Annotated in this window: 22 protein-coding genes and 2 tRNA genes; 22 read left to right on the forward strand and 2 right to left on the reverse strand. The window is 38.9% G+C overall.

What is annotated here, in order from left to right:
* Positions 1-16 precede the first annotated feature (16 nt).
* The 3 genes from secG (at position 17) to MMG00_RS01135 (ending at position 1,033) form a co-directional block, all read left to right on the forward strand.
* Positions 17-328, forward strand: coding sequence for a preprotein translocase subunit SecG (gene secG, locus MMG00_RS01125; protein ID WP_242150195.1), 312 nt, complete (start codon positions 17-19; stop codon positions 326-328).
* Between the two features lie 20 nt (positions 329-348).
* Positions 349-433 (forward strand) — tRNA-Leu (locus MMG00_RS01130).
* Between the two features lie 515 nt (positions 434-948).
* Positions 949-1,033 (forward strand) — tRNA-Leu (locus MMG00_RS01135).
* A gap of 316 nt (positions 1,034-1,349) precedes the next feature.
* On the opposite strand, the gene MMG00_RS01140 is transcribed toward MMG00_RS01135, so the two are convergent.
* Entirely contained in the window at positions 1,350-1,973 is a 624-nt protein-coding gene (locus MMG00_RS01140; protein WP_242150197.1) for a histidine phosphatase family protein, read from the reverse strand.
* Between the two features lie 135 nt (positions 1,974-2,108).
* Here MMG00_RS01140 and MMG00_RS01145 point away from each other — a divergent pair, with 135 nt between their 5' ends.
* From MMG00_RS01145 to MMG00_RS01190, 10 genes are all read left to right on the forward strand, one after another.
* Complete coding sequence (locus MMG00_RS01145; RefSeq protein WP_242150200.1) at positions 2,109-3,242, forward strand: type II secretion system F family protein; 1,134 nt, start codon at positions 2,109-2,111, stop codon at positions 3,240-3,242.
* Positions 3,239-3,958 carry a prepilin peptidase gene (locus MMG00_RS01150; RefSeq protein ID WP_242150203.1) on the forward strand — a complete coding sequence of 240 codons (720 nt, stop codon included), beginning with the start codon at positions 3,239-3,241 and terminating at the stop codon, positions 3,956-3,958. The genes MMG00_RS01145 and MMG00_RS01150 overlap by 4 nt, the downstream gene beginning before the upstream one ends.
* 48 nt (positions 3,959-4,006) lie before the next feature.
* Complete coding sequence (coaE, locus tag MMG00_RS01155; RefSeq protein WP_242150205.1) at positions 4,007-4,636, forward strand: dephospho-CoA kinase; 630 nt, start codon at positions 4,007-4,009, stop codon at positions 4,634-4,636.
* A 33-nt stretch (positions 4,637-4,669) separates the two neighbouring features.
* The gene (zapD, locus tag MMG00_RS01160) at positions 4,670-5,386 is read left to right on the forward strand and encodes a cell division protein ZapD (RefSeq protein WP_242150208.1); all 717 of its coding nucleotides are present in this window, start codon (positions 4,670-4,672) and stop codon (positions 5,384-5,386) included.
* 170 nt (positions 5,387-5,556) lie between these two features.
* Positions 5,557-6,291 carry a 3-oxoacyl-ACP reductase FabG gene (gene fabG, locus MMG00_RS01165; protein ID WP_242150210.1) on the forward strand — a complete coding sequence of 245 codons (735 nt, stop codon included), beginning with the start codon at positions 5,557-5,559 and terminating at the stop codon, positions 6,289-6,291.
* 123 nt (positions 6,292-6,414) lie between these two features.
* The gene (gene acpP / locus MMG00_RS01170; protein ID WP_026878288.1) at positions 6,415-6,648 is read left to right on the forward strand and encodes an acyl carrier protein; all 234 of its coding nucleotides are present in this window, start codon (positions 6,415-6,417) and stop codon (positions 6,646-6,648) included.
* A gap of 186 nt (positions 6,649-6,834) precedes the next feature.
* The gene (gene fabF, locus MMG00_RS01175; protein ID WP_242150212.1) at positions 6,835-8,076 is read left to right on the forward strand and encodes a beta-ketoacyl-ACP synthase II; all 1,242 of its coding nucleotides are present in this window, start codon (positions 6,835-6,837) and stop codon (positions 8,074-8,076) included.
* A gap of 10 nt (positions 8,077-8,086) precedes the next feature.
* Positions 8,087-9,148 carry an endolytic transglycosylase MltG gene (mltG, locus tag MMG00_RS01180; protein WP_242150214.1) on the forward strand — a complete coding sequence of 354 codons (1,062 nt, stop codon included), beginning with the start codon at positions 8,087-8,089 and terminating at the stop codon, positions 9,146-9,148.
* On the forward strand, positions 9,129-9,800 hold the full coding sequence (gene tmk / locus MMG00_RS01185; protein WP_242150216.1) for a dTMP kinase: 672 nt from the start codon (positions 9,129-9,131) through the stop codon (positions 9,798-9,800). Before mltG ends, tmk begins: the two co-directional genes overlap by 20 nt.
* Positions 9,790-10,767, forward strand: coding sequence for a DNA polymerase III subunit delta' (locus MMG00_RS01190; RefSeq protein WP_242150218.1), 978 nt, complete (start codon positions 9,790-9,792; stop codon positions 10,765-10,767). Before tmk ends, MMG00_RS01190 begins: the two co-directional genes overlap by 11 nt.
* Positions 10,768-11,370: 603 nt before the next feature.
* Here the strand turns inward: MMG00_RS01190 and MMG00_RS01195 are convergent.
* Positions 11,371-12,165: a M48 family metallopeptidase gene (locus MMG00_RS01195; RefSeq protein ID WP_242150220.1), complete on the reverse strand. Its 795-nt coding sequence runs from the start codon at positions 12,163-12,165 to the stop codon at positions 11,371-11,373.
* Positions 12,166-12,420: 255 nt separating this feature from the next.
* Between MMG00_RS01195 and MMG00_RS01200 the strand changes: the two genes are divergently transcribed.
* The 9 genes from MMG00_RS01200 to MMG00_RS01240 all read left to right on the forward strand — a co-directional run bounded on the left by MMG00_RS01200 (position 12,421) and on the right by MMG00_RS01240 (position 21,965).
* A complete protein-coding gene (locus MMG00_RS01200) occupies positions 12,421-12,951 on the forward strand; it encodes a pilin (RefSeq protein ID WP_242150222.1) in 531 nt (176 codons plus the stop codon).
* Positions 12,952-13,095: 144 nt separating this feature from the next.
* Positions 13,096-13,485 carry a hypothetical protein gene (locus MMG00_RS01205; RefSeq protein ID WP_242150224.1) on the forward strand — a complete coding sequence of 130 codons (390 nt, stop codon included), beginning with the start codon at positions 13,096-13,098 and terminating at the stop codon, positions 13,483-13,485.
* 259 nt (positions 13,486-13,744) lie between these two features.
* A complete protein-coding gene (gene rsmH / locus MMG00_RS01210) occupies positions 13,745-14,680 on the forward strand; it encodes a 16S rRNA (cytosine(1402)-N(4))-methyltransferase RsmH (RefSeq protein WP_242150228.1) in 936 nt (311 codons plus the stop codon).
* Complete coding sequence (locus MMG00_RS01215; RefSeq protein ID WP_242150231.1) at positions 14,677-14,994, forward strand: cell division protein FtsL; 318 nt, start codon at positions 14,677-14,679, stop codon at positions 14,992-14,994. Before rsmH ends, MMG00_RS01215 begins: the two co-directional genes overlap by 4 nt.
* 39 nt (positions 14,995-15,033) lie before the next feature.
* Positions 15,034-16,764 (forward strand): peptidoglycan D,D-transpeptidase FtsI family protein, encoded by a 1,731-nt coding sequence (locus MMG00_RS01220; RefSeq protein ID WP_242150232.1) that lies wholly within the window; start codon positions 15,034-15,036, stop codon positions 16,762-16,764.
* Positions 16,765-16,795: 31 nt separating this feature from the next.
* Positions 16,796-18,316 (forward strand): UDP-N-acetylmuramoyl-L-alanyl-D-glutamate--2,6-diaminopimelate ligase, encoded by a 1,521-nt coding sequence (locus MMG00_RS01225; RefSeq protein ID WP_242150236.1) that lies wholly within the window; start codon positions 16,796-16,798, stop codon positions 18,314-18,316.
* 1 nt (position 18,317) lies between these two features.
* Positions 18,318-19,670: a UDP-N-acetylmuramoyl-tripeptide--D-alanyl-D-alanine ligase gene (locus MMG00_RS01230; RefSeq protein ID WP_242150239.1), complete on the forward strand. Its 1,353-nt coding sequence runs from the start codon at positions 18,318-18,320 to the stop codon at positions 19,668-19,670.
* 109 nt (positions 19,671-19,779) lie between these two features.
* Entirely contained in the window at positions 19,780-20,862 is a 1,083-nt protein-coding gene (mraY, locus tag MMG00_RS01235) for a phospho-N-acetylmuramoyl-pentapeptide-transferase (protein WP_242150242.1), read from the forward strand.
* Between the two features lie 122 nt (positions 20,863-20,984).
* On the forward strand, positions 20,985-21,965 hold the full coding sequence (locus MMG00_RS01240; RefSeq protein ID WP_242150245.1) for a malate dehydrogenase: 981 nt from the start codon (positions 20,985-20,987) through the stop codon (positions 21,963-21,965).
* The last annotated feature ends 81 nt before the right edge of the window (positions 21,966-22,046 follow it).

The following is a 22,046-nucleotide window of genomic DNA, read 5'->3' on the forward strand; positions in this document are numbered from 1 at the left end:
ATATAAGGTAGAGAAGATGTTTGATAATCTAATTTATGTTCTACATATTGTAGTATGTCTTATTATCATTGGTCTTGTGTTAGTACAGCAAGGCAAAGGCGCAAGCATTGGCGCATCATTTGGGCAGGGCGCTTCGGGCACTGTGTTTGGTGCTGCGGGTAAAGCAAACTTTTTAGCGCGCTTAACGAAATGGATGGTTGTGCTATTTTTCATCACAAGCCTTGTAATGATGTTTAATTCAGGTAAGATTACCGCTAGCAAAAGTGTGATTGACTCTCTCCCAACTCAGGAAGTCCCTGTTATTGGTGGAGCACCTACTACAAATTAATGGATAGTTAGTCAAAAAATGCCGGCGTGGTGGAATTGGTAGACACGCTACCTTGAGGTGGTAGTGCGTAACTGCGTCCCAGTTCAAATCTGGGCGTCGGTACCATATAAATAGAGAAGCCCTAACTTTTATAGAAGTTAGGGTTTTTTGTTGTTTTTAATAAAATGCCGTTATAGCCGATTTGGTTTAAGAGGTGTTATTTAAAAAGCAAAGTAGTACGGCATGTGAATCAAACTCGCTTGCGTGATGCTAAATAGCGCTATTTTTGTATCTTTCGTAACCGATGCTTGGCAATCTAATTCAGTAATTTTTGAGCAGACTTAACGATAATGGGATAGCTATAAAAGATAAATTGGGAGGAGGTTGATGATTGTGTTTGTAGTTTTTTTAGTGGGACTTGGCATTACCATTTAAATATCCGTCAAGTTGGTGGTGTGAAAGATTGGGCTTTGTCTCTTTTTAAGGGATTGATTATATTGGGTTGTTTGGTGTTTAAAGTTTTTTATTTAAAGATGGTGGATTATTTTTTATCATTAGCTTGTCAGCGGTAGGGAATGGCTGTAGTATAGTCCATCTTGATTCAGCGGAACTTTAAAAGTAACTCTGATTAGAGATGATATGCCGGCGTGGTGGAATTGGTAGACACGCTACCTTGAGGTGGTAGTGCGTAACTGCGTCCCAGTTCAAATCTGGGCGTCGGTACCATATTAATGAAAAGCCCTAGCTTTTATAAAGCTAGGGCTTTTTCTTTGCTTGCGGTAAAATGATGATATTGCCCTCATAGTTATTTCTTTTTTGAAAATTTTAGAAGTCTTTACTGAAAGTTCACTATACTTGGAGCAAGACCAAATAGGGATACTTATAGTGTAATCCACACTGTATACGGGGAGGTTGTTTGAGGATATGAGTAATTGTATCCTTAGATGAATAATAATTCTCGATAGAACTCGGCTTATAGATCGACTCGCAAAACTAAAAAGCCTTCTTAGTAATCTAAGAAGGCTTTTGCTTTAAGCTCATTTTATTTTAAATGAGAAGTATCATTCAATTTTTTAATAGTTAAACATCCATGTTTGTCTTGTATTAAATGTGTAATGCTACAAGGATCGATGCTATACATGATATTTGTAAGATGATGATCTTCTGTAATATTTAACCACCAATGTATCATGCAAATAATGGCATTAGCATGTGAAATAATAATGACTGTATCATCATGCGTTTGTGAGTGAATTTCTTCCATTGTTTGATTAATGCGTTGACTTAGCATTCTCCAGCTTTCTCCGTTTTGATATGGAGTCCAATCTAGAGTAGGTCCTGTAATAGGGTTTAGTAGCTTTTTGGCATCACCTATAGAAATATTTTTAGCTATACCATTATTTAATTCGCGTAAACCTAAATGATAGTGAATGTAATTGATTTTGAGATGAGATTGAATTTGTTGTGCTGTAGTTTGTGCGCGTATAAGATCGCTGCTATATAAACTAATATGAGCCCTTTCTGATAAATAACTAAAAATGGTTTTTGCAGTTTTTAAAGCTTGTTGCATACCTAATGCTGTGAGTGGATGATCGCTCCAGCCTCCAGTAAGTTTATTTGCTAGGTGTTCAGCTTCACCATGTCTAATCAGTATTAATTCTTTCATTGTGATAGAGATAAGCTAATATTGGTTTTGTGAGTATTATACAAAAATGCCTGAACAAGTCAGGCATTTTTTAGTTTACTTAAAGTATTTGAGTTAACTATTTTTGTTTATCTCCAAGGATCGTGCCTTTACGGAATGGTGAAAAATGCTGTTAGAGAGGTTAATCCCTCTTTATGGGAAAATAGACTACTGTTACTTCTGGGTAATAATAAGGTGGGTTTGGGTGTGGGGATTCGTTTAAAGCGTGAGGAGCGGTTATTTTTTACTGAGCAAATCTCTCTTTTGCTCGCTGCAGGGGTTCCTATTACTAAGGCGTTAGACCTACTGCTTCATTCTGCTAAAAAGCGCTCATTATCACTTTTTTTGCAAAAACTTAAAGAGGCAGTAATCTCCGGAGCACCGATTTCATCTGTTTTAACGCTTTATCCTCGCTCGTTTTCGCAGCTATATATTGCGTTGATTGAAGTGGGGGAGGCCGCTGGTAGATTGCCGGAAATTTTTGATTATCTTGCAAGTATTGAGCGCCGAAGATTAGTGACTTTAAAGGCTATTCGAAAGGCCTTAATTTATCCTTTAATGGTGATTGTTGTTGCGATGGCGGTGCTTGTTTTTATTCTTGTAGCAGTGGTACCGACATTTGAAGGACTCTATCAATCAAGTGGCGTTGAATTGCCGGAAATTACCCAAAAAATTATCAATCTTTCTCACTTTTTGTTATCACATGGCAGTTGGGTATTGTTCTATACAATTTTATTGTTATGGATTATTCGGAAGGTGCTACAAAGAGAGGGGCTTTTACGAAAAAAATTAGATTATCTAATTATTAAGTCTCCTTTAGTGGGAAGGTTGTTGTTAGCGAATTTTAATGCGGGGTTTTCTCAGATTATTAGTGTAATGATTGATTCGGGCATCCCACTTATTAAGAGTCTTCAATTATATGAGGGAGGCGTAAGTAATTTATATTTGCGAAAGCAGCTGCGCCTCTTAAGAAGCTCACTTGAGCAAGGTCAGTCCTTTTATATAGCTGCTCAAGATCGCCCAATTTTTACAGATGTGACTTTAACGTTAATTTCAGTGGGAGAAGTGAGTGGAACGCTAATAAAGGTTTTAGAGAGATCGGGTGAATATCATGCTGATCAGGTTGAGGAGCGGGTGGATGCTTTTGTCGCATTAATTGATCCGCTCTCTTTGCTGTTTATTGGTCTTATTGTCGGAGTTATTCTTATAGCGCTTTATCTGCCAATGTTTAACATGGGGATGGTGATATGATTTTACTCACATTGACAGAGCTCTATTTTGTTCTGTTATTCCCCTTAGCGGTGATAGGGCTTCTCCTTTTTCTCTGGTTTTTGCGAATTTATCGACCTTTAAAAGGCGCTAAATTCTCTTTAAAGATAAAAGATTTTGCGGTAGATTTCCTTAATCTGTTAAGTGGGGATGAGCGTCATTTCGTTAAATCGGTAGCTTTGCTGATTTTAATTTCATTATTTTGGGTGGTGATCTTAAGGTCACAAGAGGTCTCTTTAAAATGGGTGGATCTCTATTTTTTAGCATTACTCCTCTCATTGATGATTTTTGATGCGAAGTATTATCTTTTGCCAGATCCTCTTGTATTTTCTTTGCTTTGGGCTGGCATTTTGCTATCTCTTTTAGGATTATCATCTTTAACGTTAAGCGCAGCTATTTGGGGAGTTATTTATGCTTATGGCGTTATGCTTTTAGTGTATCTTTTGGGATTGTGGCGTTATAAGCGAGAAGTTTTAGGGCGAGGGGATTTAAAATTTTCAGCTGCAATAGGTGCTTGGGTAGGAGGCAATAACATTGCTGAGTTTCTATTTTTAGGGGCGATTTTAGGGCTTTGTTATGGGTTTTTAGAAGGATTTAAATTTTCTTTGAAAACTGAGAAAGGAATTCCGTTTGGTCCTTCTTTAGGATTTTCAGGTATAATTCTCTACTTTATAACAAGATTAACTGCATCTTTTTGAAAGCGATAATAATTAAGGTGTGGCTGATGGGATCGAAGTTGAGAATCTATGGGTGATATAAAAGGTAGTAAAGCTCGATTGGTATTGTTAACGGGTGGTATTGCTAGTGGTAAAACTTTTGTTTCTGATTATTTGCAGAAAAAAGGGGCTATCATTATCGATACAGATGTGATCTCTCGGGCGATGACGAATCGAGATAATGATGCTGGTCTTGAAGCGTTGGCAGAAATTAGAGCGCATTTTGGTGAGGCTGTTTTTACTGATCAAGGGGAGCTCGATCGGGGAAGGATGAGAGAGTTGATTTTTAATGACTCTCAAGCTAAAAAAGCGCTAGAGACTATTTTACATGGGCGAATTCAAGCTGAAGTGCAGCGGCAGATTGAATCGCTTGAACCTTATCAATATGGTGTAATTGTAGTGCCAGTCATCTATAATACCTCCCCTTATTTAGCAATTTGTGATGAGGTTTTAGTGGTTGAAGTCCCATACGATTTGCAACTACAGCGCTTAATCGCCCGTGATAATATTAGTAAAGAGATGGCAGAAAAAATTATAAGCTCGCAGATTTCAAGATTAGATCGACGTCAGCTTGGTAGTTACATCATTGTGAGTCAAAATAAGGAATTCGTGGAGAGGCAACTTGATAAGCTTCATGAATCTTACTCAAAACCGCAATAATTCAATACGATTTCAAAAATATGAAGGATAAGAATGATTTACGAATTTCCCTTAACTGAAGGTATTAGACGATTTTTAAGGATAGAGATGCTTGCAGAGCAGTCTTTGGTCTATATCGAGCAAGATTCTGAGTATAGTACGATTGCTGCAGTAAGAGCGTTATTGGATTTAGTGTCGCTTGTTTCAAAAAATGATACAAAAATTGAGCTAATTAAGCAGCTCGATCAAGTGATGTTAATTGAATCTCTCTCAGAAGCGGATCGCTTGGAGGCAAATGAGTTAAAGGGGATCTTAAGTCGGCAATCATTTAGAGCGTATGATGCGATTAAAGAGAATGTCTTTTTAAATACTTTACGCCAGCGCTTTGTAATTGTTGGTGGTATTTGTGCATTTGATCTGCCGGTATTGCACAATTGGCTCAATATGCCATTTCAAACCCGTAAAGAGCACTTTTATGAATGGATGGCGGTAATAGAGAATGTCATGAATGCCGTTCATTTTGTTTTAAGATGTATTCGTGGATCCATGGTGACTGAAGAGTGCTCATTTAAACATGGGTTTTATTATAGATCGGTGAAATGGCGCGCAGGATTGCTTCGTATTAATATGAATGACTATAACTTTTTCCCTGAATTTAGTGGGAATCGTCATCAGCTTAGTATTCGTTTAGTGGAGCAAAGTTCGCCATGGGATCCGCCAAAACAAGTTGATACAGATATTACTTTGCAGGTAGAAATTTGCGGAGCATAGCGTTTTACAGTGTAAGATAGCAAGTAAATAACTCAGTTGGGCATTTTGAGTTAGTTTAAAGATTACCGCAGGTTAGAAGATCTCGGTAGAGTATTGAATATAAAGATATGAATGTGGTTTAGATTGCTTCATAATCTAGTAATGAGTAAATCGTTAAATAGAGGAATAATATGAGTTTACAAGGAAAAATTGCGTTAGTTACAGGGGCAACTCGTGGGATTGGTAAAGCGATTGCTGAAAGCTTAGTAAAAGATGGCGCTTATGTTTTTGGGACAGCAACATCGGAAAATGGGGCGGCGGCAATTTCTGAGTATCTAGGCGATCAAGGTCAAGGTTTAGTCTTAAATGTGACGGATGCGGCAAGTATCGAGTCTGTATTAGAAACTATCACGAAAGAGAAAGGTGCACCAAATATCCTTGTGAATAATGCCGGAATTACAAAAGATCAGCTCTTAATGCGTATGAAAGATGATGAGTGGAATGATGTAATTTTAACCAATTTAACGAGTGTTTACTCACTATCAAAAGCCGTTTTACGTCCTATGATGAAGGCAAGATCTGGTCGTATTATCAATATTAGCTCGGTTGTGGGGATTACAGGTAATGCTGGTCAAACGAACTATGCTGCGGCAAAAGCAGGTGTTATTGGATTTACTAAATCAATGGCAAAAGAGGTGGGATCTCGCGGTATTACTGTTAACTGCGTGGCTCCTGGCTTTATTGATACAGATATGACTAAAGATTTACCAGAGGCGGTAAAAGAGGCGCTTTTAACAAATATTCCATTAGCAAGATTAGGTGAGCCACAAGAGATTGCAGCGGCTGTGGCGTTTTTAGCGTCAGAAAACGCAGGTTATATCACCGGTGAAACGATCAATGTTAATGGTGGTATGTTAATGGACTAATTTTTTTTTATTAGTTATAATTGCGAGTGTATTAATTTTGGTGAACTGTTAATTCAACAGTCGTTTTTTTAGTACAGAATTGGTAGTTGCCATTTTGTTATAATAATTTAAGGATTTGAAGTTATGAGCGACATCGAAACACGAGTCAAAAAAGTAATCATGGAACAACTTGATGCTAAAGAAGAGCAAGTTGTGAACTCAGCATCATTCGTTGATGATTTAGGTGCAGATTCACTTGATACTGTTGAGTTAGTAATGGCTCTTGAAGAAGAATTTGACTGCGATATTCCAGACGAAGAAGCAGAAAAAATTACTACAGTTCAGCAGGCTATCGACTACGTTAATGCTAACTTATAATAGTTGATCTACAGCGTATTGAACGGATATTTTTGATATAGACTCAAGTCTTGAGTCAAATATTGATGATCTTGTTGATACATTGTAAATAGAAGCGACTGTTTAGGACTTATTTTAAGCTCTATACAGTCGCTTTTTTATTTTAAGATGATATTTAAATAAATAGATGCATAAGGGGAATTTTTAATGAAACGTCGAGTGGTAGTTACAGGGCTTGGTGCCGTGACACCTGTAGGAAATACTTTTGAAGAGTCTTGGAAAAATATTTTAGCAGGGAAAAGTGGTGCAGCGCCAATTACAATGTTTGATGCAAGTGAATCGCCTGTGACTTTTTCAGCACCTGTAAAAGATTTTGATATTTCACAATATATTTCCCCAAGAGATGCAAGACGAATGAATCTATTCATTCAATATGGTATTGCGGCAGGGTTAGATGCGCTTAAAGATTCAGGTTTAGAGATTAATGCAGATAATGCAAATCGTGTGGGTGCGATGGTCGGATCTGGTATTGGTGGTCTCCCTGGAATTGAGGAGAATCACTCTACGTTAATTGATCGTGGCCCTAATAAGGTAAGCCCATTTTTTGTGCCAGGATCGATTGTGAATATGGTTTCAGGGCAGCTATCAATTTTAACAGGATTGAAAGGTCCTAATATTGCCGCTGTGACAGCATGTGCATCAGCGACGCATTCAATTGGGTTAGCGGCACGTTTAATCGAGCATGGTGACGCCGATGTGATGCTTGCGGGCGGTGCTGAAATGGCAACAACCCCCTTAGGTGTTGCAGGATTTGCTGCGGCAAGAGCTTTATCTCGTCGAAATGATGAGCCAGAAAAAGCATCTAGACCGTGGGATGTTGATCGTGATGGTTTCCTTTTAGGTGATGGTGCTGGGGTTATTGTTTTAGAAGATTATGAGCATGCAAAAGCACGCGGCGCACATATTTATTGCGAATTGATTGGTTTTGGGATGAGCTCTGATGCTTATCATATTACAAGTCCATCCCCCGATGGTGAGGGTGCTTCTCTTTGTATGGATGCGGCAATTAAAGATGCCGGCATTCAAGCAAGTGATATTGATTATATTAATGCCCATGGTACATCAACGCCAGTTGGTGATTTAATGGAGCTTGAGGCTGTTAAAACAACTTTTGGAGATGCCATTAAAGATGTTGCTATTAGCTCTACCAAGTCGATGACAGGCCATTTATTGGGAGCAGCTGGCGGTATTGAAGCGATTTTTTCAATATTAGCACTTCGTGATCAGATTATTCCACCAACGATTAACTTAGATAATCCTGAGCCGGCAACGGCTGAGTATAATATTGTTGGGAAGGTTGCAAGACCCGCAACGCTTAATGTTGTATTGTCTAACTCATTTGGGTTTGGTGGAACCAATGGTAGCTTAATTTTTAGAAAGTTAGATTAAGAGGTTCCCATTGAGACTGATTGGTAAAATTATTCAGACATTTTTTCGCTATCTTCTATCAAAAGTTAGTGTGATTATCTTTTTAATCCTGCTTTTAGGCGGTTTTTTTGTGGTGTCAAAAGATGTGGAAAGCTTCTTGAAAACGCCTGTGAATCTTCCTGAGAAAGGGATTGTTTTAGATATTACGCCGGGGATGAATATTGATGATGTTGTGACCTTGTTACGAGGGAAGAATATTATTCGTAATGCGCTTTATTTTAAGTGGTATGCGCGGTTTACAGGAGATGCAAATAAGTTAAAAGTGGGGGAGTATTCTCTGCAGCCAACGCTCTATCCTGAAGATCTTTTAGCGATCATCACAAGTGGGCGGGTGTTGCAGTATAACTTCACAATTATTGAAGGCTGGAATTTTTCTCAATTAAGGCAAGCACTTGAGAAGTCGCCACATCTTAATCAAACGTTAAAAGGTTTAACCAATGATGAGGTAATGGCAGCGCTTAATTTAGAGGGAGAGCCATTTGAAGGATATTTTTTACCAGATACCTATTTTTTCCCTAAGAATTATTCAGATGCCGATCTTTTAAAGCGTAGTCATAGTGCAATGACAAAAGTGGTAGATGATGCTTGGAGTCAACGTAAGCCTAATTTACCATTAAAAAATAAGCATGAGTTATTAACACTTGCCTCTATTGTTGAAAAAGAGAGTGGTGTTGCAAGTGAGCGCCCAGAGATTGCTGGAGTGTTTACTCGTAGATTACAAAAAGGAATGCGCTTACAAACAGATCCTACCGTTATTTATGGGTTAGGTGATAGTTATCGAGGTAAGATCTATCAGTCAGATCTTCAAAGAGATACACCTTATAATACCTATACTAGAAATGGGCTTCCTCCAACGCCTATCGCAATGCCGAGTCGAGAGGCAATCTTTGCTGCGATTGACCCTAAAGAGGGGAAAACGCTCTATTTTGTGGCAAAAGGAGATGGCTCTGGTGAGCATGTTTTCTCCGTCACTTTAGATGAGCATAATAATGCGGTAAGAGAGTATAGACGCCGTGAACGTAATCGACAATAAAGGTGAGATGATGGCAGATGTTGATCACCCAATGGGGATGTTTATCACATTTGAAGGAACAGAAGGTGCTGGTAAGACTACGCAGATTAATCGAGTAAAAACATTTCTTGAGGCAGAAGGCTTTGAGGTGGTTACTACTCGAGAGCCTGGCGGTACAGCTTTAGGAGAAAAAATTAGAGGATTATTATTGCAAGATGATATGACTCAAATGACAGAGCTGCTCTTAATGTTTGCTGCAAGGGCTGAGCATCTTGATAAGGTTATTATCCCGGCTATTAGTGCTGGAAAATGGGTTCTTTGTGATCGTTTTACCGAGTCTAGTTATGCTTACCAAGGTTATGCGCGCGGCATTTCGTTAGAGAAAATTGCAGTATTAGAAAATCTCATTCAAGGATCTCTTCGCCCTGATTGTACATTTTGGTTTGATATTCCCATTATTGAGGGAATGAAACGTGTGCAAAATAGGGGGGAGAAAGATCGTTTTGAAGTAGAAAATCTCGCCTTTTTTGAAGCAGTCTCTGAAGGTTTTCGCTCTCTTTCTAAAGAGCGATTTCTTCAGTTTTATAAGATCGATGCGCTTCTTTCAGTAGATGAAGTTTCTGATTCGATTTATCAACGGCTAAGGGAGTTGATTGCGCAATATGGAAGATAAAGTTGTTGCAGTGAATTTTCAAGAGGTTCCGTGGTTACAAAAAGATTACCATGAGCTTTTAATGCGCTTTAAGGGGCAAAAACCGCCTCATGCCTTAATGCTTTATGGTAAAGAAGGGGTAGGGAAAGTCTGCTTAGCAGATGCGCTTGTTAGCGGTATTTTGTGCCGAGAATTAAAAGATGGTTTACCTTGTGGTGTTTGCCAAAGCTGCCGCTGGATTGCTTCTGGATTTCATCCTGATCTTTATGAGATTAAAGGTGAGGCGGAAATTAAAGTGGATGAGATTAGAAATATCCAGCAATTTGCGCGCTTAACACCAGAAACAGGCAAGAAGGTCGTTGTAATTAAACATGCTGATCGCATGAACCTTAATGCGGCAAATAGCTTGTTAAAAGTATTAGAAGAACCGCCTACGGATCTTTTTTTTATTTTAGAAAGCAGTAGTATTGAAAAACTTCCAATTACAGTGAGAAGTCGTTGTCAGGATTATTTTGTCCATGCTCCTAGCGTAGAGGAAGCGCTGTTTTTTTTGCAAGATTTGACGGTAAAAAAGGGGCAGCAGATTAATGCTGAGGTTTTACGATTGCTATTAGCCATCTCTTTTGATGCGCCTTTTAAGGCATTGTCCTACTTAGAGGATAATTATTTAGAAAAGCGGGGAAACTTGCTTCAAACTATTCACGATCTATTATCTCGAGAGATTTCGCCTGCTAAAGGCGTAGCGGCATTATTAGAATCTGAGGATTTAAGTTTTAGTTATCTATTTTTCTTGTTAACAAGTTCATTTGAAGAAGCGCGGCGATCGCTCTTTCCAAATTTGGAGGCTATTTTTATGATCTTGCTAAATATGCCAGAAAAAATGCGCTTATTACAGTATGAAAAGCTTGTAGAAATTAATCGATTAAGATCATCACAAACTCGTACAGATTGGGCGCTTGAAGCATGGTTTGTCGATTTTTTAGGGTAGCTTTTGAGCATCAATTTTTTCTAAGATTTAAAAAAAGCTAGGTATCCATTGGGATCTAGCTTTTTTGGTTGTTACTGATTCGTCTTATAGTGATTTGGTTTAAGAAAAACTGCTGGCGCGGGGTTTTAGAAAGAACACGAAATATTCGCCCCAGCTTTGCATTAATTGATATAAGGGCGTATTAAACAGACTTGCAAGATGCCTGATAGAACCAACTCCTTGCTTCTCATAGCAGAGCGCCGGCATTTGAGTCGGCTTCTTTTGAACCGATTTTACTATAAAAGTAAAACAGTAGAGTGTGCGAATCAAACCCGCTTGCATGATGCAGATAGAACCATTCTTGCATTTCTCATAATTGATGCACCAGCAATCTGATTCAGTCTCTTTTAAACCGATTTTACTAATATAGTGAAATAGGATAAATAAAAGCTTTGGATTTAAAATTGTGGGCACGAGATATAGCTATTACACATTAAATTCCGATACGAACCGAAAAAAGGCTTAAAACTGCTGGCACGTAATTTCTAAAAACATGCAAGTATTCCCTCTCGCGGCAAGCAAGATAGATGTTTTTAAACTGACTTTACTGTAAGGTTTAAATAATTATTTTTTAAGATGGGCAACTTTGGGGATTTGAGATTGTATATTAGCGATTCTTTCAGGGCTTGATGGGTGAGTGGAAAGTAGTGAGCTTCCAGTATTTCCAGAGGCTTTAGCCATTTTTTGCCATAAAGTAACCGCCGCATTAGGATCATAGCCGGCAAGCGCCATTAATTCTAAGCCAATAGTATCGGCTTCACTCTCCATGGTGCGAGAAAAAGGAAGGGAGAAAGCAACATCCCCTGCTTGTTGTAATAGTGAGTCCCCACCACTCCCTAATCCTAGAACTGCTGAAACGATTGAAATACCAGAAGACTTTAACAGTTCTTGAGAAACCTTTTCTCGGCTATGCTCTCGAAGAACGTGAGCCATTTCGTGGCCAACAATAGCGGCTATTTCATCATCAGAGAGTGTTAGGCGATCTACAATACCGCTATAGACAACCATTTTTCCCCCTGGCATTGCAAAGGCATTAAGCTCATTGCTTTTAATCACATGGATTTCCCATTCAAATAATTGTGCATCAGGTCTAAAGATTGTGGTGTGGGGTACTAGTCGTTTAAAAATCGTATTGACTCGTTTTGCTGTGCGTGAGTTGTTATCAATTGCACCTTCACTTTTAGCGCTATTAATAAGCCCTAAATAGCGTGTTTTAGCATTAGTATTAAGTTCTTCGGCAGAGACAATTTGTAATTGTGAGCGATTGATACCTGTTAATCCTGATTGTGTTGAGCTTGCGCAAGCGGTGAGGAAGGCTGTGATGAGTAGCAGAAGGATATAGTGAGGCATTTTTTTCATATTCAATAAATGTCCATGATAAAGAGGAATAATATTTTAAATCCGTTTTAGGGTCTCTATTTTGTATTTTTATAGTAGAGAAAGCAACATGATAGAGGTTTTGGTTTGAAGGGGAATTCTCCAAAATAATCGATTGCTCTACTACCCTTAATAAGGGTTAAGTGATTGGTGATCAATTTAAAGGGAGAGATAAAAATAGATTAACTAATCATTGTTTTGATTGAAGTTTTATATTTAATCTTACAAGGAGACATTATGCTTCAAACCTATTTAAGAGATCCGTTATTGGTGAATCAGAGGAAGTTTTTTAATCGCTATCAACATTATCGCCAGCAAGAAGCGGGATTTACTTTGATGGAGTTATTAATTGTGCTGGCATTAGTGGCGGTGATTAGTATGATCGCGGTTCCTATTTATCGTAGTTATGTTCAGAGTGCTAAAATAACAGAAGGCGTAACGCTAGCAAGTGGTATTCAACTAGACGTAGAGCTGTTTTACACATTAAATAATCGCTGGCCTAGTAGCGATAATTCTCATGGAGAACTTAATCTTGGGGAGCCTGAGAGTTATGCTGGAAATAGTGTGGAATCTATAGCTGTTAATGGTAATCAAATTACCGTTACCTATAAAGCTTCAGAAGTGGTGGGAGAAAGTGGAGATGGAGTGGTGCAATTACGATTAACAGCAGATATTAGTGATAATGGAAGTGTTATTCGCTGGCGCTGTGTGGGGGAAAATATGCCAGAATCTGATCTGCCGGCAAGTTGTCAATTAGCAGATTCTTAAATCTAGAATATGAATTGATGTAAGAAATTTTTAATGATGTAAGAGATTTTTTATACGTGCATTATGCTATAATCAGAGCTTCTTTTAACCTGTAGAGCAGAGTTTAACGTGCAAGAATTTTTCTTACGTCGGATCAAGCCAGAAATGATGATTACCCTCATTTTATTGCTGCTAATTGCAAGCGTTGTGGGAATTGTTGTTCGCGATATGATGCTAAAAAAGCAGATTGATAATGAGCTAAATAATGCCAAAGAGATTATTTCAGAAGTGGCATTAAATCTCTCTATGGAAAAAGTATTATCTCCTATAACGGTTTCAAATCAGTTTTTAAAAGAGAAAGCGCCGGAGATAAAATCGATCACAATCTATCCAGATAATCACTTAGAAGTACTTTTTAATAAATTATTTATTAATAATGAAGAGAAAAAGTTTATTTTTTCATTTAATTCGCTTGATCACTTAACAAGAGGATTATTAAAGTGCCAAAGCGGAGATGTGAGTATCCATTTACTCCCTAATCAGTGTCGAGATTAAGTTGTTGTTTTATGTTTTGAATCATTGTTAACGCACATATTGTAGGGGTTATCGCTGAATTTTAGATTTATTGTTTTGTGTGTAAAAAAGACCATAAATCAAAACCATTTACCATCGCTGTTTTTTAAAGAAAAGTAGAGGCAAAAGCCTCTATTTTTTTGCTTAAAAATAAATTTAGTGGAGAAAAGTGGCGAAAAGTGGAAAGTTTTGAATAAAAAGTGTAATATTTGCGCTAATAGACTAAACAGAAAGGATAATTGTGAGTAATCCTCCAAATAAACATATTTCAGTGCTTTTAAATGAGTCCATTGAAGCATTAAACATTAATCCCTCTGGAATATATGTTGATGCCACATTTGGGCGAGGAGGGCATTCGCGAGAAATTTTGCAACATTTAAATCCAGAAGGACTCTTAATTGGGATCGATCGGGATTTAACGGCAGAGGCTTATGCGCATGAGCATTTTGCTAAATATCCTAACTTTAAGTTTGTTCGTGGAGAGATGGGGAATATGTTATCGCTCATTCGCGAACTCGGTATTGAGCATGTGGATGGCATTTTAATGGATATAGGGGTTTCCTCCCCACAATTAGATGAGGCTAAACGAGGTTTTAGCTTTATGAAGGAAGGTCCTTTAGACATGCGAATGGATCAAGCAGCAAGTGTGAGTGCTGAAGATTGGATTGCAGAAACAGAAGTAGAAGCCATGGCGCATGCGTTTAAAGCGTATGGTGAAGAGCGTTTTTCTGGAAGAGTGGCAAGAGCCATTGATGAATATCGTCAAGAAAAACGAATTACATCAACGCTTGAATTAGCGGAGATTGTTAGTAATGCGATGCCTTTTAAAGAGGGGCGGATTCATCCTGCGACTAGGGTATTTCAGGCAATTAGAATTGCGGTAAATGGAGAGCTTGATCAGCTTGAATCTGCATTATCGCATGCGGTGGAGTTACTTGGTCCTGAAGGGCGATTGGCAGTGATAAGCTTCCATTCGCTTGAGGATCGGATCGTTAAACATTTTATGAGAGAGCAATCAACGGTAAAAGATCTTTACCCTGATCTCCCCGTATTAATCAGTGCAGGTGATGCTGCGCTAAAAGTAATAGGGAAGCCTATTAAAGCAAGTGATGAAGAATGCCGTGAGAATGTGCGTTCAAGAAGTGCAATTTTAAGAGTTGCAAAGAGGGTCTTATGAGAACAGAAAATTTAGTAATAGTAGTAATGATGGCCGTTGTCTTCTTAGGGGTTAATCGTGCGATGACTATTCAAGAGAGCTATAAGCTTTGGAATGAGATTGATCAGGTAGAACGTGAAAATACTGTTTTACGTGAAGAGTTTGGACGATTGCAACTTGAGGAGAGCATGCTTGTGACCGAAGCATTACTAGACCAAGAAACACGTGAACAATTGCGCATGGTCGTTCCTGATGAAAATGCAGTGGTTTATGTTATTGAGACAAATACAGATGTTCAGTATGTAGGTCTTGATAACAAAATCAATGCGCAGTAATCGCTGACAGATCCATTTTTTAGAGAGTATCTATAGCGGATGAAGAATTCATCAAAACCTGCGAAAAGGAAGTGGCGGGAATGGCGGCGATATTTTGTACTAGGTATCTTTACCTTAATCGCAGTAGCAGTTGCAGTTCGCGCCCTTTACCTTCAATATTATATGACCGATTTTCTCCTTGAACAGGGGGATAATCGGTTTGTTCGTCATATGAATAAGCCCGCTATTCGCGGCACAATTTTTGATCGTAATGGTGAGCCTATTGCCTTATCTACCGAAGTAAGATCTATCTGGATTGATCCGAGTATCTTAAGTCAAAATCTTCATGAGCTTCCCAAACTTGCTTATTTTTTAAAGCGCCCTGAAGAAGAGATTAAGCAATTAGTTTTAAATCGCCAAAAGTCTCGTTTTTATTGGCTGAAACGACAATTGCCTCCGCATGAAGCAAAAGTGCTGATGGCATTAAAGATTCCGGGTGTTTATGATCAGATCGAATATAAGAGATATTATCCCGATGCTGAAATTACCTCCCATATTTTAGGGTTTACCGATATTGATGATGATGGGATTGAAGGTATTGAACTTGCCTATCAAGATTGGTTAAAGGGTAATAGCACAACCACAAGAATTTTAAAAGATGCTAAAGGGCGTGTTATTGAGCGTCGTGAGATTGTTGATCAAGAGAATCATCGTGAGAGCCAAGATCTAAATTTAACGATTGATCGTCGTATTCAAATTTCAGCTTATAGAGCGCTAAAGACCGGGATGATTAAGCATGAAGCTGTAGCGGGATCGGTCATTGTTGCAGATATGCGAACAGGGGATATCTTAGCGATGGTCAATCAGCCTGCGGGAAATCCTAATCGATTAGAGGATCGCCGTGCAACCTTACTTAAAAATCGCGCGATTACAGATATCTTTGAGCCTGGGTCAACGATCAAGCCCTTTATCGTTGCAGCGGGTATGGAGCATGGTCGCTGGAAGCCTGATTCAATCGTTAAAACGGGTCGAAGTGGCTATCGTATTGGTAAAAATCTTATTCGAGATGTCTCTTTATCAGACTCAATGGATGTGACGACGGTTTTAGCAAAATCGAGTAATATCGGGGTTGTAAAGATTGCTGAATCATTAGATCCATCCATCTTATTTAATATCTTTAATCAAATTGGCATTGGTCAAAAGAGTCAAATTCGATTAACGGGTGAAGAGCCGGGTCGATTAGGGACATTAAGACGTTGGCAGCTTGATCCCTTTGAATATGCTACAAAAGCTTACGGCTATGGGATTAGTGTTAATACGTTAAAACTGGCACAAATGTATACTGTTTTTGGGAATGAGGGGAATTATCGTCCTTTACGATTAGTGAAAAATGATTACTATCCAGAAACGACCCCAATATTTAGCCCGAAAGTTACAGAAGATGTCTTAGTGATGTTAGAAGCGGCTACGGATAAGGCAAGAGGTGCTGGCGGTTGGCGAGCAACAGTTCCTAACTTTAGGGTCGGGGGAAAATCTGGGACGATTCGTAAGATTATCAATGGAAAATATAGTAGTACGCATCATAGAAGCTTTTTTGTAGGAATTGCCCCTATTTCAGATCCGCGTTATGTGGTTGCAGTGATGATTGATGAGCCGAGAAAAGATGGTTATTACGGTGGCTTAGTTGCAGCACCTATTTTTAGTGAGGTGATGCGAAGTACTTTAAGAATTATGGGCACAAAGCCGGACGCACTCTTAGATGATCCTAATATTAAGTTGATCGCTAAATAGAGAATATCGTTGTTAAAAAGGAGAGAAGAGAATGACTTTACAAGATTTATTACAGCAAAGTGGTGTTGTGAACGAGATTCCTCCTGAGTTCTCTCAAATAGTTGTTTCAGGGTTATCTTCAGATAGCCGTTATGCCCAAAAAGGGGATCTTTTCTTTGCCAAAAAAGGGGCAAAAGCTCATGGCTTAGATTATTTAGAAGCGCTGATTTCTACGGGTGTGAGTGCGATAATTTATGAAGATCCCGAGAATCAGTTTCCACTATTAGAAGAAATTCCATCTTTAAAAGTTGTAGAGATTGACCCGTTAATGCGTCAATTAACCTTTAAGTTCTATGAAGATCTACAATCTCGTATCGAGTTAATTGGCGTTACGGGAACCGAAGGGAAAACCTCCGTGACGCAGTTTATTACTAAAGCCTTTAGTGCTTTAAATATCGATTGTGGATTAGTAGGGACGAATGGTATCGGCTTTATGGGAAGCTTAAAAGAAAATACCCATACCACACCAGATCTTATGGCGCTTTATCAATCTTTAGCAGAGATTGATAAAGTGGATGATGTGCGCGTTTTACTCAGTGGAATGTTACCGATTGCTCTTGAGGTAACCTCCCATGCGCTCGATCAAAAGCGAGTAGAAGGATTAAAATTTAAAACGACGGTTTTTACCAACTTAAATCGGGATCATCTCGATTATCATGGCACGATAGAAGCTTATGGCGCAGCGAAAGCTCGGCTTTTTATGGAGTATGATCAAGAAAACAGTGTTATCAATATTGATGACGCTTTTGGAGAAAAGCTCAATCAAAGATTAAAAGAAGAAAAACCAGCTGTGACTCGTTTCCCTTATGGAACAAAAAATTCAGATGAAGCGAATTATCTGCAGATTCAAAATCTTAAACTGCATGAAAAGGGATTGCGTTTCACTCTTCAATATCATGGTCAGCAATACCCTATTGAGAGTCATCTTTATGGAGCCTTTAATGCTTATAATCTAGTAGCTGCAATCGGTACGCTCTTAACATTTGGTCTTTCTATAACGGATATTATCGATTCCATCCCGGCGATTACGAATGTTAAAGGGCGTATGGAGATGGTCCACCTTAATAATGGCGCAGTTGCCGTTGTGGATTACGCCCATAAGCCAAATGCGTTAAAACAAGCCTTGATTTCATTGCGTGAGCATTTAGATGAGGGGCGGTTAGTCTCTGTCTTTGGTTGTGGTGGGAATCGGGATACAGGAAAGCGTCCATTAATGGCCGAGATTTCAGAAGAGTTTGCCGATCAAGTGATTGTCACAAGTGATAATCCGCGCTTTGAAGATCCGTTATTAATTATTAAAGATATCGAGACTGGTTTTAAAAATCGCTCATCTGAAAATATTGTCATTGAAGCGGATAGGGCAAAGGCAATTGCGCTTGCGATTGCTAGAAGTCAAAAGGGCGATATTATTTTAATTGCCGGAAAAGGGCATGAAGATTACCAAATTTTAGGTGACAGAGAGATCTATTTCTCTGATTTCGCCGAAGTTCAGAAAAATAATGAGGAGCTATAATATGAAGCTATCTGAAGCAGCCAAAATTATGAAAGGTGAGCTCAAAGGACAAGATGCTTACTTTTTTGGCGCCGCAAGCGATACTCGAAAGTTAAAACCTGGCGAGCTATTTTTTGCATGGAAAGGTGAGCGTTTTGATGCGCATGATTATCTTGAAAGTGCTGAATTAAAAGGGGCAATTTGCGCAGTTGTTGAGCGCTTTATTCCTTCGGCTGAGATTGCGCAAATTGTGGTTAAAGATAGTCAAAAAGCTTTGGGGAAGATTGCGAAAGCGTGGCGAAAAGCATGGAAAGGAACCATGATTGCGCTAACAGGCTCTAATGGGAAAACGACCTTAAAAGAGATGGTCACCTCGATCTTATCGGTTAATCATGAAGTTTTAGCAACAGAAGGTAATTATAATAATCATGTCGGTTGCCCGCTGATGCTCTTAAGACTTAATAAGCATCATACACATGCAGTGATAGAGATGGGAGCAAATCATCCTAAAGAGATTGAATATCTAACGAAAATCGTCCAGCCTGATATTGCGATTTTAAATAATGCCGGCGCTTGTCATTTGGAGGGGTTTGGCTCTCTTGAAGGGGTTGCTAAAGCTAAGTCAGAGATATTCCTAGGACTAGCTGAATCTGGCACTGCCATTATTAATGCTGATGATCAGTTTGTCGATTATTGGAAGGGGTGTGTTGTAGATTTTAAATCCCTCACATTTGCTATTGAAAATCCTGCCGATATTTATGCAAGCGATATTGTGGGAAATAATCAATTTACGCTAAATATTGCGCCGCAAAAAATAGTAGCGCCCATCACCTTGCAACTATTAGGTCGCCACAATATTCTCAATGCGTTAGCCGCAAGTGCGGCAACCGTTGCAGCTGGAGAGTCTGTTGACACTATTAAGCAAGGCTTAGAAGCATTAGCGCCGGTAAAAGGCCGCCTACAAGTTGTTAAAATTAAAGATAATGTTCAGCTGATTAATGATGCTTATAACGCTAATCCTAACTCTTTAAAGGCGGGGATAGATGCTTGTAGCGCCGGCAATCGTTGGCTTGTCCTTGGTGATATGCGCGAGCTTGGGGTTGATGAGATAAAAATTCATGATGAGTGTGGTATTTATGCTAAAAATGCCGGATTTAGTGAGTTGTTTGCCCTAGGAGAATTAACAAAACATACCGTAAAGGGATTTGGAAAAGGGGCTGTTAGTTACCCAGATCATGAAGCTTTACTCACAGCGCTTACTACAAAAATTGCACACTATAATGATTCTGCACTTTTAACCATTTTGTTAAAAGGATCTAATAGTATGAATATGCAATATTTTTACGAAGCCTTAGTCGAGTGTGAAGATTGCTAAAAATAAAACTTGTTTAATGAATCGACGATTAATGTGGGATTAAACAGGTTGAGTGCTAAACTTATTAAAGAAATAAAAAAATAGAAAAATAGTAAAGGACTGATCAATTATGTTGTATGCGCTACTTTCCCATCTTGCTGACTATTGGTCGCCGCTAAGAGTATTTCAGTATATTACGATGCGCGGCATTATGGCAGCATTAACCGCGCTTGTATTTAGTATTGGTTTGGGGCCGAGTTTTATCAGGATGTTGCAAAAGCAGCAAATTGGGCAGTTTGTGCGTACCGATGGTCCAGAAAGTCATCTCTCTAAGCAGGGAACTCCCACAATGGGCGGTATTTTGATTATTGTGGGGATTCTGTTTTCAACACTATTGTGGGCAGATTTAGCCAATATTGATATCTGGATTGTGCTATTTGTTTTGCTCTCATTTGGGGCCGTTGGATTTTTAGATGATTATCGTAAGGTCATTAAAAAACAATCTCTAGGGCTTCGGGCGAAAGAGAAATATCTCTATTTAAGTATCGCAGGGTTAATTGCCTCAGGAGCGCTCTATTTCAATGCTTCAACGCCAGCTGAAACGGATCTATTAATTCCTTACTTTAAGGATTTAGCGATTCCTTTAGGGATCTTATTTATTCCTTTTACTTATTTAGTGATTGTTGGGGCTAGTAATGCGGTCAATATGACAGATGGACTTGATGGACTTGCCATTATGCCTACGATTATGGTGGCTGGTGCACTGGCTATTTTTGCTTATATTGCCGGAAACTCTGTTTATACAACTTATCTCTCGCTTCCTTTTGTGGAAGGAGCTGGCGAAGTATTAATTATCTGCGCTGCAATTGTGGGAGCCGGTTTAGGGTTCTTATGGTTTAACACATATCCTGCTCAAGTTTTTATGGGGGATGTGGGTGCGCTCTCTTTAGGGGGCGTATTAGGGGTGATTGCGGTCATTGTTCGTCAAGAGCTTGTTTTCTTTATTATGAGTGGTCTTTTTGTAGTCGAGACTTTATCCGTGATTTTGCAAGTAGGATCATTCAAACTCCGCAAAAAAAGGCTCTTTAGAATGGCGCCTATTCATCACCATTTTGAGTTAAAAGGTTGGCCTGAACCCAGAGTTATTGTAAGGTTTTGGATTTTCACCTTTATTCTCGTTTTAATTGGTTTAGCATCCTTGAAATTACGCTAAGCTGATTATCAATTGTTATTGATAATCAAGTAAAGGGGAAGACTTTCTTACTTGAAAGCGTATAATAGAAAAGATTACATTTTTACTACAAACTTGAAATTTATCCCATAGGAGAATTATTCATGAAACAACCTGTAAGAGTCACCATCACTGGAGCTGCTGGTAATATCGGTTATGCAATGGCATTTCGTATCGCAGCGGGCGATATGCTTGGTCCTGATCAACCTGTAATCCTTCAACTTCTTGAAATTACGCCAGCATTAGAAGCACTGAAAGGTGTTGTGATGGAGCTTAATGACTGTGCATTCCCATTAGTGCAAGATATCATTGCAACAGATGATTTAAATGTTGCATTTAAAGATACAGATTACGCAATGTTAGTTGGTGCGCGTCCTCGTGGTCCAGGTATGGAACGTAAAGATCTTCTTGAAGCAAATGGCGCGATCTTTGGTCCACAAGGTAAAGCAATGAATGCTCACGCAAGCCGTGATGTGAAAGTATTAGTTGTTGGAAATCCTGCAAATACTAACGCATTAATTGCAATGAAAAATGCCCCAGATCTTAACCCAAGAAACTTCCATGCAATGACCCGTCTTGACCATAACCGCGGTTTAAGCCTTCTTGCTGAGAAAACAGGTTCACATATCAACGATATCAAGAACATGACAATCTGGGGTAACCACTCATCAACACAATATCCTGATTTAACGTTCACAACAGTTAACGGAAAACCAGCGCTTGAGTTAGTAGATCGTGCATGGTACGAAAATGATTATATCCCACAAGTACAACAACGTGGTGCAGCAATCATTAAAGCACGTGGTGCGTCATCAGCAGCGTCAGCGGCATCATCAGCAATCGACCATATGCGTTCATGGGCGCTTGGTACAGAAGAAGGTAACTGGGTATCAATGGCAGTTCCAGCTGATGGTTCATACGGCGTTAAAGAAGGGATTATCTACTCATACCCATGTGTTTGTAAAAATGGTGATTTTGAAATCGTTCAAGGTCTTGAAATCTCTGAATATTCACAAGCAAAAATGGATGCAACAGAGAAAGAACTTCGTGAAGAAGCAGATGCGGTTAAATCACTTCTTGGCTAATCATCTTCAATTTGATGTGCTATCAAGCCCATAAATGAGATTGATTAGCAATTAGCATCAAATAACTGTTAAAATAGCGGG

It is taken from the genome of Ignatzschineria rhizosphaerae (assembly GCF_022655595.1).
GTDB lineage: Bacteria > Pseudomonadota > Gammaproteobacteria > Cardiobacteriales > Wohlfahrtiimonadaceae > Ignatzschineria > Ignatzschineria rhizosphaerae.